11 protein-coding genes and 1 pseudogene are annotated in these 12,503 nt (G+C 50.2%); 9 read left to right on the forward strand and 3 right to left on the reverse strand.

What is annotated here, in order from left to right; genetic code table 11:
- The first annotated feature begins 19 nt into the window (after positions 1–19).
- Positions 20–547: a primosomal replication protein N'' gene (priC, locus tag RTW80_RS11515; RefSeq protein WP_000844876.1), complete on the forward strand. Its 528-nt coding sequence runs from the start codon at positions 20–22 to the stop codon at positions 545–547.
- A 13-nt stretch (positions 548–560) separates the two neighbouring features.
- Entirely contained in the window at positions 561–722 is a 162-nt protein-coding gene (gene rsmS / locus RTW80_RS11520; RefSeq protein ID WP_000051146.1) for a pleiotropic regulatory protein RsmS, read from the forward strand.
- A 211-nt stretch (positions 723–933) separates the two neighbouring features.
- Here rsmS and mscK read toward each other — a convergent pair whose 3' ends face one another.
- Positions 934–4,296: a mechanosensitive channel MscK gene (mscK, locus tag RTW80_RS11525; RefSeq protein ID WP_000177732.1), complete on the reverse strand. Its 3,363-nt coding sequence runs from the start codon at positions 4,294–4,296 to the stop codon at positions 934–936.
- A gap of 127 nt (positions 4,297–4,423) precedes the next feature.
- The gene (acrR, locus tag RTW80_RS11530) at positions 4,424–5,071 is read right to left on the reverse strand and encodes a multidrug efflux transporter transcriptional repressor AcrR (RefSeq protein WP_000101737.1); all 648 of its coding nucleotides are present in this window, start codon (positions 5,069–5,071) and stop codon (positions 4,424–4,426) included.
- 141 nt (positions 5,072–5,212) lie between these two features.
- On the opposite strand from acrR, the gene acrA reads away from it, so the two are divergent.
- The 7 genes and pseudogenes from acrA to RTW80_RS11565 form a co-directional block, all read left to right on the forward strand.
- A complete protein-coding gene (acrA, locus tag RTW80_RS11535; RefSeq protein WP_001295324.1) occupies positions 5,213–6,406 on the forward strand; it encodes a multidrug efflux RND transporter periplasmic adaptor subunit AcrA in 1,194 nt (397 codons plus the stop codon).
- A gap of 22 nt (positions 6,407–6,428) precedes the next feature.
- Positions 6,429–9,578: an efflux RND transporter permease AcrB gene (gene acrB / locus RTW80_RS11540; RefSeq protein ID WP_001132469.1), complete on the forward strand. Its 3,150-nt coding sequence runs from the start codon at positions 6,429–6,431 to the stop codon at positions 9,576–9,578.
- Positions 9,579–10,123: 545 nt separating this feature from the next.
- Positions 10,124–10,498: an Hha toxicity modulator TomB gene (tomB, locus tag RTW80_RS11545; RefSeq protein WP_000344800.1), complete on the forward strand. Its 375-nt coding sequence runs from the start codon at positions 10,124–10,126 to the stop codon at positions 10,496–10,498.
- Positions 10,499–10,523: 25 nt separating this feature from the next.
- The gene (locus tag RTW80_RS11550) at positions 10,524–10,742 is read left to right on the forward strand and encodes an HHA domain-containing protein (protein ID WP_001291435.1); all 219 of its coding nucleotides are present in this window, start codon (positions 10,524–10,526) and stop codon (positions 10,740–10,742) included.
- Positions 10,743–10,913: 171 nt separating this feature from the next.
- The gene (gene maa / locus RTW80_RS11555; RefSeq protein ID WP_000102564.1) at positions 10,914–11,465 is read left to right on the forward strand and encodes a maltose O-acetyltransferase; all 552 of its coding nucleotides are present in this window, start codon (positions 10,914–10,916) and stop codon (positions 11,463–11,465) included.
- Positions 11,466–11,580: 115 nt separating this feature from the next.
- Entirely contained in the window at positions 11,581–12,051 is a 471-nt protein-coding gene (locus RTW80_RS11560) for a YlaC family protein (protein WP_000136192.1), read from the forward strand.
- Between the two features lie 163 nt (positions 12,052–12,214).
- Positions 12,215–12,427: pseudogene (locus RTW80_RS11565) on the forward strand (EAL domain-containing protein); the annotation flags it as partial.
- 16 nt (positions 12,428–12,443) lie between these two features.
- Here RTW80_RS11565 and RTW80_RS31340 read toward each other — a convergent pair.
- Positions 12,444–12,503: IS1 family transposase (locus RTW80_RS31340; protein WP_071528444.1), on the reverse strand; the 60-nt coding region annotated here is incomplete at its 5' end.

Raw genomic sequence — 12,503 nt, forward strand, 5'->3', positions numbered from 1 at the left:
TTTTCATTGAGGTCTTATCGTGAAAACCGCCCTGCTGCTGGAAAAACTGGAAGGACAGCTCGCTACGCTGCGTCAGCGTTGTGCCCCGGTGTCACAGTTCGCCACGCTAAGTGCTCGTTTCGACAGGCATCTTTTTCAGACTCGTGCGACAACACTACAGGCTTGTCTCGACGAGGCGGGCGATAATCTGGCTGCGCTTCGTCATGCAGTTGAGCAGCAACAGCTGCCGCAAGTGGCCTGGCTGGCGGAACATCTGGCGGCACAACTGGAAGCCATCGCGCGTGAAGCCTCCGCCTGGTCATTGCGCGAGTGGGACAGTGCGCCACCGAAAATTGCCCGCTGGCAGCGTAAACGTATTCAGCATCAGGATTTTGAGCGGCGGCTACGTGAGATGGTTGCCGAACGCAGAGCCCGCCTGGTGCGGGTGACCGATCTCGTGGAACAGCAAACGCTGCATCGTGAAGTGGAAGCCTATGAAGCGCGCCTGGCACGCTGCCGCCATGCGCTGGAAAAAATCGAAAACAGGCTAGCGCGCTTAACCCGCTAGCAATGGAGAGAGTATGTCACTTGAAAATGCCCCTGACGATGTCAAACTGGCTGTCGATTTGATTGTGCTGCTGGAAGAAAATCAGATCCCAGCCCGCACCGTGCTGCGCGCGCTGGATATTGTAAAACGCGATTATGAAAAGAAATTAACGCGCGATGATGAGGCGGAAAAGTGAGAAATAAATGGGGCCGCTAAATGTCCTCTAAGATTGTGGGCAAACGCAAAACTGCCTGATGCGCTACGCTTATCAGGCCTACACCGCTCCTGCAATATATTGAATTCTTGCGGTTTCGTAGGCCGGATAAGGCGGTCACGCCGCATCCGGCATGAACAACGCGCACTTTGTCAGTAATCTCGGGGCAACTAAATGTCGCCCCCTTTGGTTATTACCCAACCGCTGGTGTCGGATCGTCGCCTTTGTAGTCGCGTTTTACTTCCGTCACCTCATCGCCCTTCTCGTTGTGCAGATGCACTTCAAGCTGGTTAAAGGCAATGTTGATGTCGTTTTCACGGCACAGCTGATCGATAGTACGGTTCAGCTCATCGACAGTACGACTACGGTCACGCAGTTCACGCACATACAGACGCAGCTCATGATCCAACGTGCTGGCACCAAACGCCGTAAAGAAGACTTCCGGCATTGGTTCGTGCATCACTCTTGGGTGCTCAGTCGCCGCCTTCAGTAACACTTTACGCACTTTTTCCAGATCGGAGCCATAGGCCACGCCGAGACGGATCACCAGACGCGTAGTAGTGTCAGTCAACGACCAGTTGATCAGACGCTCGGTAACAAACGCTTTGTTCGGGATGATCACTTCTTTGCGATCGAAATCGGTAATCGTTGTTGCACGAATACGGATCTTACTTACCGTCCCCGAGAAGCTACCAATGGTTACCGTATCGCCAATACGCACCGGACGTTCGAATAGAATGATCAAACCGGAGACGAAGTTACCGAAAATTTCTTGTAAACCAAAACCAAGACCTACGGATAATGCTGCGGCCAGCCACTGGAGTTTATCCCAAGAGACGCCCAGCGATCCGAACACCGTCATCGCACCAACAGCAATAATGATGTAGTTAAGGATGGTAGTAATGGCATACGACGCGCCCTGGCGCATATTCAGTCGCGAGAGCACCAGCACTTCCAGTAAACCAGGCAGGTTGCGAATCAACGCCCAGGCCACCATTGAGGCGATAATCGCAAACAACAGACTGCCCATGGTGACGTTTTTCACCACCGCAGCGCCAGCTTCAGTGCCGTTGTAATGCCAGAGCGTGATGCTGTCGAGATAGCTGAACACGGTGATCAAATCGGACCAAATTGCCCAGAACATGACACCGAACAGCGCAAACATCAGCAACATGGTAATACGCAGCGTCTGCTGGTTAACTTGCTCCAGTGCAATGGTGGGTTCTTCCGGCGGTTCAGCACCTTCTGCGCCCTCTTTCACCAGATTCTGCCGACGCGCCAGCGCACGACGCCAGGCGATACGCCGCGCCGCTACGCTTAAGCCACGCAGTACCGTCTGGTACAGCAGGTTCCAGATGATCACCAGATAAACGGTTTCAATCCAGCGTCCTGCCAGACGCAGCGTAGTGTAGAAGTAGCCTGTAGCAGTCAGCACCATCAGCGCAATCGGGATTATCGACAGCACGGTAATGGTGACCAGTCGCATGGTGTGCGACTCTTTATCACGCCAGCTTTCGCGGCACATCGGCCATACCAGGAAGGCAATCAGCAGCAGGTTGAAGAAAATCATCGCTTGCCCCAGCACATCATCCATCAGATGCAGCGGGGAAAGTTCTGCCACCACAGACCAGAAATGGATAGGCAGCAATGCGAGACTGATGCGGACAATTTGCCGACGCCAGTGGCTGGTCTGCTGTTCCGGCATGCCGAAGTGACGTACGGCAACGCCGTTTTTCTCCAGTACCTTCCAGCACAGGCCAAACACCAGCCAGAATATCGCCAGTTTTTTGCTGAACGACCATAGCAGTTCGCTGATGTTGAGCTGCATGGTCAACAGAATCAGGCCAACCGCGAGAATAATCAGGCACACCGGCAGCGCACGGATCAGGTCGATAAGGATCGCTTTTGGTGTGTTGAGCTGGCTGTCGTTACGCAGGGAACCCACAGCGGAAGCCAGTTTTTGTTGATACGCTTTCAGCCAGCCCAGACGCCAGTGGATCAGCCCGGCAATCAACAGCAGCGGCAAACCAGCAAGGAAAGCGATAAAAACGGCGGGCCAGGCTTTTTGCCAGTTCACCGTGATTTTCATCGACTTAAATTCATCTTTCAGGCTTTGCGGGAACGCTTTGATCCAGTCCCAGTCCATTGGACGGTTACTGTTCACCCAAAAGATTTGCTGAGTCAGGATGGATTTCAGGTTTTTCGACACACTCATTAACTGCTGCTGGTTGATTTGCAGGTTAATGGCCATCATCAGCTGGTTACCCAACTGTTTGTTGAGTTGATCCAGCAATTCGCGACGCATATCAACCACTTGCAATAACGCATCGTGAACTTCGCTGTTGACTTCGTTGGTGTGACCTTCTTCCAGTTTGTTGACGAACGCATCGCTCTGGAAGAGTGCATCACGCTGCTGGTTAACTTCAAACTGTTCGAGACGCAAATCCGCGATGCGGTTGGTCATGTTTTCCAGTTCATCCGCCGAGGGCAGCGTTTGTTGTTGCTGGTAAAGGATACGAGACAACAGCAGGCTGCCCTTCAGGACGGCAATCTGCTCTTTAATATTGCGTTCCGATTGCAGCGCCCGCTCCAGCCAGTTTTTGACTTTAATGTTTTGCTGCATCAACTGATTACCGTTTTCAGTCGCGGTAATCAGACGCTGACTTAACTGCTGGTTAATTTCCAGTTCCTGCTTCACCAGCGGATTAGCCTGAATACGCGCGGCTTCATCCGGGGAGACGGCTTCCTGCGCCGTTTTTTCGGTTAAAGTCAGGCGCTTGCTGTTTACCGCTTCTTGCAACAGTTGTAACTGGTGCTCCAGACGAGCGCTGTTCGCCGTCACGTAATCACGTTGCTTTTGCAAGGTATCCTGCAAGACGGTGTTCCCTTCCAGGCTTTTACGCTGCTGGTCAATCTCCGCATTCAGCAACGCCTGCTGGGCCTGCATTAACACTTTCTGGCTGGGACGTAAGGCTGTCTCGCCGACATCAGTCCCATCCAGACGACTGCGAATTTGTTGCAGCTGCTGCGAAGCGTTATACATCGCATTTTGCACGCGTTCGGGCTGCGTCTGTAACGAAACCAGCTGGCTGTTATAAGACGCCAGATCGTTTTGTGCGTTTTGCAAATCGTCCAGCGCCTGGGCAACGCGAGTTTCCAGCTGGCGCAACGAAAGCGTGCTCAGAATTTTGCGCGTTTCTTCGTCGTTATCGACATCGCTAAGTGCTGTTAACGCCGCGGTCGCCTGGCGCATTTTTTCCGGCGCTTCAGCGACTTTTTGCCGTAGCTGAACTGTCTCTTCTTTTATGCGATCGATTTTATCGAGGGTGGCTAATGTATCTGTCAGATCCTGCTGCACCAGTTTGTCCTGAGCAGAAAGATCTTTTTGTTTATTTAGTGAGTCAAGTTGCGCCTGCAGGTCCGCTTTTGTCGGCAGATCACCATTCGATGACGCCCGCGCAAACGCCGTGTTCTGGCATAACAAGACAAAAACAAAAGCAATAAATGCTGAAAAAACAAAATGCCGTGATCGTTTGTAATACTGGAACATAGTCATGATGAATGAAGGTTTCTGAACCTGAAGAACGACCTGAAAAAGTCAAACCGCAAGAATATCACGACGCAGTGAACCAGAATAGCAACGACGAAAATGTCCAGGAAAAATCCTGGAGTCAGATTCAGGATTATTCGTTAGTGGCAGGATTACGAAGCGTGGGGCACAGGAGATACATCTCCAGTAAGATGGCAACGTAATCGCGGGCTTCTTTTTTAAGATCAAAAGATTGCGGGGCAAAGAGCCAGTTTTCCATCAGGCCGGAAATATAGCCGCGCATAATAATTGCTGCGCGACGCGTCATTAAATCCGCAGGCAACATTTTCGCTTCAATACAATGTTTTAACGTTTGTTCTATACGGTCATAACTTTCCAGACAGAGATTACGTTGTGCCTGTTGCACAACAGCCATTTCTCCGACAAATTCGCATTTGTGGAATATAATCTCCATCAATAATCGACGCCGTTCTTCTGTCACCGTGGATTCAAGAACATGAATTAATATCTCTCTTAATACTGAGAGTGGATCGCCAGGGAATTTTGCCTGATACTCAAGCTCTAGTTCACCAATATTGGATTCTGACAGTTCCCAGATCTCACTGAACAAATCCGACTTGTCTTTAAAATGCCAGTAGATTGCACCGCGCGTAACGCCAGCTGCTTTTGCAATCTCGCCCAGCGAGGTGGATGATACCCCCTGCTGTGAGAAAAGACGTAGAGCCACATCGAGGATGTGTTGGCGCGTTTCTTGCGCTTCTTGTTTGGTTTTTCGTGCCATATGTTCGTGAATTTACAGGCGTTAGATTTACATACATTTGTGAATGTATGTACCATAGCACGACGATAATATAAACGCAGCAATGGGTTTATTAACTTTTGACCATTGACCAATTTGAAATCGGACACTCGAGGTTTACATATGAACAAAAACAGAGGGTTTACGCCTCTGGCGGTCGTTCTGATGCTCTCAGGCAGCTTAGCCCTAACAGGATGTGACGACAAACAGGCCCAACAAGGTGGCCAGCAGATGCCCGCCGTTGGCGTAGTAACAGTCAAAACTGAACCTCTGCAGATCACAACCGAGCTTCCGGGTCGCACCAGTGCCTACCGGATCGCAGAAGTTCGTCCTCAAGTTAGCGGGATTATCCTGAAGCGTAATTTCAAAGAAGGTAGCGACATCGAAGCAGGTGTCTCTCTCTATCAGATTGATCCTGCGACCTATCAGGCGACATACGACAGTGCGAAAGGTGATCTGGCGAAAGCCCAGGCTGCAGCCAATATCGCGCAATTGACGGTGAATCGTTATCAGAAACTGCTCGGTACTCAGTACATCAGTAAGCAAGAGTACGATCAGGCTCTGGCTGATGCGCAACAGGCGAATGCTGCGGTAACTGCGGCGAAAGCTGCCGTTGAAACTGCGCGGATCAATCTGGCTTACACCAAAGTCACCTCTCCGATTAGCGGTCGCATTGGTAAGTCGAACGTGACGGAAGGCGCATTGGTACAGAACGGTCAGGCGACTGCGCTGGCAACCGTGCAGCAACTTGATCCGATCTACGTTGATGTGACCCAGTCCAGCAACGACTTCCTGCGCCTGAAACAGGAACTGGCGAATGGCACGCTGAAACAAGAGAACGGCAAAGCCAAAGTGTCACTGATCACCAGTGACGGCATTAAGTTCCCGCAGGACGGTACGCTGGAATTCTCTGACGTTACCGTTGATCAGACCACTGGGTCTATCACCCTACGCGCTATCTTCCCGAACCCGGATCACACTCTGCTGCCGGGTATGTTCGTGCGCGCACGTCTGGAAGAAGGGCTTAATCCAAACGCTATTTTAGTCCCGCAACAGGGCGTAACCCGTACGCCGCGTGGCGATGCCACCGTACTGGTAGTTGGCGCGGATGACAAAGTGGAAACCCGTCCGATCGTTGCAAGCCAGGCTATTGGCGATAAGTGGCTGGTGACAGAAGGTCTGAAAGCAGGCGATCGCGTAGTAATAAGTGGGCTGCAGAAAGTGCGTCCTGGTGTCCAGGTAAAAGCACAAGAAGTTACCGCTGATAATAACCAGCAAGCCGCAAGCGGTGCTCAGCCTGAACAGTCCAAGTCTTAACTTAAACAGGAGCCGTTAAGACATGCCTAATTTCTTTATCGATCGCCCGATTTTTGCGTGGGTGATCGCCATTATCATCATGTTGGCAGGGGGGCTGGCGATCCTCAAACTGCCGGTGGCGCAATATCCTACGATTGCACCGCCGGCAGTAACGATCTCCGCCTCCTACCCCGGCGCTGATGCGAAAACAGTGCAGGACACGGTGACACAGGTTATCGAACAGAATATGAACGGTATCGATAACCTGATGTACATGTCCTCTAACAGTGACTCCACGGGTACCGTGCAGATCACCCTGACCTTTGAGTCTGGTACTGATGCGGATATCGCGCAGGTTCAGGTGCAGAACAAACTGCAGCTGGCGATGCCGTTGCTGCCGCAAGAAGTTCAGCAGCAAGGGGTGAGCGTTGAGAAATCATCCAGCAGCTTCCTGATGGTTGTCGGCGTTATCAACACCGATGGCACCATGACGCAGGAGGATATCTCTGACTACGTAGCGGCGAATATGAAAGATGCCATCAGCCGTACGTCGGGCGTGGGTGATGTTCAGTTGTTCGGTTCACAGTACGCGATGCGTATCTGGATGAACCCGAATGAGCTGAACAAATTCCAGCTAACGCCGGTTGATGTCATTACCGCCATCAAAGCGCAGAACGCCCAGGTTGCTGCGGGTCAGCTCGGTGGTACGCCGCCGGTGAAAGGCCAACAGCTTAACGCCTCTATTATTGCTCAGACGCGTCTGACCTCTACTGAAGAGTTCGGCAAAATCCTGCTGAAAGTGAATCAGGATGGTTCCCGCGTACTGCTGCGTGATGTGGCGAAGATTGAGCTGGGTGGTGAGAACTACGACATCATCGCAGAGTTTAACGGCCAACCGGCTTCCGGTCTGGGGATCAAGCTGGCGACCGGTGCAAACGCGCTGGATACCGCTGCGGCAATCCGTGCTGAACTGGCGAAGATGGAACCGTTCTTCCCGTCGGGTCTGAAAATTGTTTACCCGTACGACACCACGCCGTTCGTGAAAATCTCTATTCACGAAGTGGTTAAAACGCTGGTCGAAGCGATCATCCTCGTGTTCCTGGTTATGTATCTGTTCCTGCAGAACTTCCGCGCGACGTTGATTCCGACCATTGCCGTACCGGTGGTATTGCTCGGGACCTTTGCCGTCCTTGCCGCCTTTGGCTTCTCGATAAACACGCTAACAATGTTCGGGATGGTGCTCGCCATCGGCCTGTTGGTGGATGACGCCATCGTTGTGGTAGAAAACGTTGAGCGTGTTATGGCGGAAGAAGGTTTGCCGCCAAAAGAAGCTACCCGTAAGTCGATGGGGCAGATTCAGGGCGCTCTGGTCGGTATCGCGATGGTACTGTCGGCGGTATTCGTACCGATGGCCTTCTTTGGCGGTTCTACTGGTGCTATCTATCGTCAGTTCTCTATTACCATTGTTTCAGCAATGGCGCTGTCGGTACTGGTAGCGTTGATCCTGACTCCGGCTCTTTGTGCCACCATGCTGAAACCGATTGCCAAAGGCGATCACGGGGAAGGTAAAAAAGGCTTCTTCGGCTGGTTTAACCGCATGTTCGAGAAGAGCACGCACCACTACACCGACAGCGTAGGCGGTATTCTGCGCAGTACAGGGCGTTACCTGGTGCTGTATCTGATCATCGTGGTCGGCATGGCCTATCTGTTCGTGCGTCTGCCAAGCTCCTTCTTGCCAGATGAGGACCAGGGCGTATTTATGACCATGGTTCAGCTGCCAGCAGGTGCAACGCAGGAACGTACGCAGAAAGTGCTCAATGAGGTAACGCATTACTATCTGACCAAAGAAAAGAACAACGTTGAGTCGGTGTTCGCCGTTAACGGCTTCGGCTTTGCGGGACGTGGTCAGAATACCGGTATTGCGTTCGTTTCCTTGAAGGACTGGGCCGATCGTCCGGGCGAAGAAAACAAAGTTGAAGCGATTACCATGCGTGCAACACGCGCTTTCTCGCAAATCAAAGATGCGATGGTTTTCGCCTTTAACCTGCCCGCAATCGTGGAACTGGGTACTGCAACCGGCTTTGACTTTGAGCTGATTGACCAGGCTGGCCTTGGTCACGAAAAACTGACTCAGGCGCGTAACCAGCTGCTTGCAGAAGCAGCGAAGCACCCTGATATGCTGACCAGCGTACGTCCAAACGGTCTGGAAGATACCCCGCAGTTTAAGATTGATATCGACCAGGAAAAAGCGCAGGCGCTGGGTGTTTCTATCAACGACATTAACACCACTCTGGGCGCTGCATGGGGCGGTAGCTATGTGAACGACTTTATCGACCGCGGTCGTGTGAAGAAAGTTTACGTCATGTCAGAAGCGAAATACCGTATGCTGCCGGATGATATCGGCGACTGGTATGTTCGTGCTGCTGATGGTCAGATGGTGCCGTTCTCGGCGTTCTCCTCTTCTCGTTGGGAGTACGGTTCGCCGCGTCTGGAACGTTACAACGGCCTGCCATCCATGGAAATCTTAGGCCAGGCGGCACCGGGTAAAAGTACCGGTGAAGCAATGGAGCTGATGGAACAACTGGCGAGCAAACTGCCTACCGGTGTTGGCTATGACTGGACGGGGATGTCCTATCAGGAACGTCTCTCCGGCAACCAGGCACCTTCACTGTACGCGATTTCGTTGATTGTCGTGTTCCTGTGTCTGGCGGCGCTGTACGAGAGCTGGTCGATTCCGTTCTCCGTTATGCTGGTCGTTCCGCTGGGGGTTATCGGTGCGTTGCTGGCTGCCACCTTCCGTGGCCTGACCAATGACGTTTACTTCCAGGTAGGCCTGCTCACAACCATTGGGTTGTCGGCGAAGAACGCGATACTTATCGTCGAATTCGCCAAAGACTTGATGGATAAAGAAGGTAAAGGTCTGATTGAAGCGACGCTTGATGCGGTGCGGATGCGTTTACGTCCGATCCTGATGACCTCGCTGGCGTTTATCCTCGGCGTTATGCCGCTGGTTATCAGTACTGGTGCTGGTTCCGGCGCGCAGAACGCAGTAGGTACCGGTGTAATGGGCGGGATGGTGACCGCAACGGTACTGGCAATCTTCTTCGTTCCGGTATTCTTTGTGGTGGTTCGCCGCCGCTTTAGCCGCAAGAATGAAGATATCGAGCACAGCCATACTGTCGATCATCATTGATACAACGTGTAATCACTAAGGCCGCGCAAGCGGCCTTTTTTATGCATAACCTACGAACATTAAGGAGTAATTGAACCACCAACTCAGGATCTCATACGAAAACCAGTATTAACCACGGATAAAATTCATAAAAAATACTGATTGTTAGTTAATTTATATTAAGTAGCGCTAATAGATTTAATAATCCATAATCATTTAGAGGCTATTCTTAATTATTTGCGGTAATTCTTTATTCATTCCTCGGTTATTACGTCATATTCAGAGCAATCCTGGTATTAGTGTCACCAATGTCATCTGGCGATAATCCTGAAATGTTATAAACTGTTCGAGCAAACTGCTTTTACCTGCTGCGGGTTGGTGCTAGTATGAAAAAGTGAGTCCTGTCCCGCTTCCTTCCTAATTGTAATTTTTCGTAATAATGCGATGAAAACCTGCAAAGAGTGGCTTATAGTTAAGCTAACAAACGAGAGGGCAAGTCCAGGTCAGTAAGTTTTTTCCATCCCGAAAGGTGTCCGTTAGTTCAACCGCTAAGAAGGGGACGCGTTATGGATGAATACTCACCCAAAAGACATGATATCGCACAGCTTAAGTTTCTCTGTGAAACCCTGTATCATGACTGCCTTGCAAACCTTGAAGAAAGCAATCATGGCTGGGTTAACGACCCAACCTCGGCGATCAACCTCCAGTTGAATGAACTGATTGAGCATATTGCGACCTTCGCACTTAATTACAAAATTAAGTATAATGAAGACAATAAGCTCATTGAGCAGATCGACGAATATCTGGATGACACCTTTATGTTGTTCAGTAGTTATGGTATTAATATGCAGGATCTTCAGAAATGGCGGAAGTCAGGTAATCGACTATTCCGTTGTTTTGTCAATGCGACGAAAGAGAATCCTGCGAGTTTATCTTGTTAGAATTATTACAACCATGGGTAGAAGTATGTCCGAAAAACCTTTAACGAAAACCGATTATTTAATGCGTTTACGTCGTTGCCAGACAATTGACACGCTGGAGCGTGTTATCGAGAAAAATAAATACGAATTATCAGATAATGAACTGGCGGTATTTTACTCAGCCGCAGATCACCGCCTCGCCGAATTGACCATGAATAAACTGTACGACAAGATCCCTTCCTCAGTTTGGAAATTTATTCGCTAATAAATAATTCGCTTTCGGAGCTATAACCGGCTGTTTATTAAGAATTTTATACTTTTTCGCCATGAAAACATACCCTATGTGATCTTTATCACACAGATGTAATGGGAACGTTCTCTTCACTGACTTTTCGTCTTACTGTGTTGCCGCATTTTCAGCAACCGGAGGTCAGTAATGAGCACAGAAAAAGAAAAGATGATTGCTGGTGAGTTGTATCGCTCGGCAGATGAGACGTTATCTCGCGATCGCCTGCGCGCTCGTCAGCTTATTCACCGATACAATCATTCCCTGGCGGAAGAGCACACATTACGCCAGCAAATTCTCGCTGATCTATTCGGTCAGGTGACAGAGGCTTATATTGAGCCAACGTTTCGCTGTGACTATGGCTATAACATTTTTCTCGGTAATAATTTTTTCGCCAACTTCGATTGCGTGATGCTTGATGTCTGCCCTATTCGCATCGGTGATAACTGTATGTTGGCACCAGGCGTTCATATCTACACGGCAACACATCCCATCGACCCTGTAGCACGTAATAGCGGTGCTGAACTGGGGAAACCCGTCACCATCGGTAATAACGTCTGGATTGGCGGACGCGCGGTCATTAACCCTGGTGTGACCATTGGTGATAACGTCGTGGTAGCCTCAGGTGCAGTTGTCACAAAAGATGTCCCGGACAACGTTGTCGTGGGCGGTAATCCAGCCAGAATAATTAAAAAATTGTAATCGGTTTTTCGCAACTGTTATGCAAAATTGTGGTAGATCTGTTACTTCCCCTCTACTATTCCCACGTTAAAATAGGGTGTTCCCTGGAAAGTTGCAGATACCACGAAGGCAAACGATGACCGAAATACAACGCCTGCTGACCGAAACGATTGAGTCTCTGAATACCCGCGAAAAACGCGACAACAAACCCCGCTTTAGTATCAGTTTTATCCGTAAACATCCGGGGCTGTTTATCGGTATGTACGTTGCTTTTTTTGCCACCCTGGCGGTGATGTTGCAGTCCGAAACGCTGTCAGGCTCTGTCTGGCTACTGGTTGTATTATTTATCCTGCTTAATGGTTTCTTCTTTTTCGATGTCTACCCACGCTACCGCTATGAAGATATCGACGTGCTGGATTTCCGCGTTTGCTATAACGGCGAATGGTACAACACGCGCTTTGTACCTGCCGCGCTGGTTGAAGCCATCTTGAACTCTCCGCGTGTCGCGGATGTTCATAAGGAACAACTGCAAAAAATGATCGTCCGTAAAGGTGAACTGTCTTTTTACGATATTTTTACCCTCGCTCGCGCCGAATCAACATCTTAAGTTAGGGTTACATACCAGGCGTAAAGCTCTGCGCCTGGTCAAATGACAATGATCGTTTCCACCCATCACTTCATGAAATACCAGCTCTACCTCCTTATCTCCAGCCAGCCTTTTTCCACAATCAGATATACTTTCCCTACACTGTGTTAATAAGGATATGCTGGTGAGAACACGACATCTGGTCGGCCTTATTTCGGGAGTACTGATTCTTTCAGTATTGCTGCCTGTCGGCTTAAGCATCTGGCTGGCCCATCAGCAGGTAGAAACATCGTTTATTGAAGAGCTGGATACCTATTCCTCCCGCGTCGCTATTCGAGCCAATAAGGTGGCGACACAAGGGAAAGATGCGCTGCAGGAGCTGGAAAGATGGCAAGGCGGGTAATGACTCCAACTTATTGATAGTGTTTTATGTTCAGATAATGCCCGATGACTTTGTCATGCAGCTCCACCGA

It is taken from the genome of Escherichia sp. AM3, from assembly GCF_032029835.1.
Taxonomy (GTDB): Bacteria; Pseudomonadota; Gammaproteobacteria; order Enterobacterales; family Enterobacteriaceae; genus Escherichia; species Escherichia coli.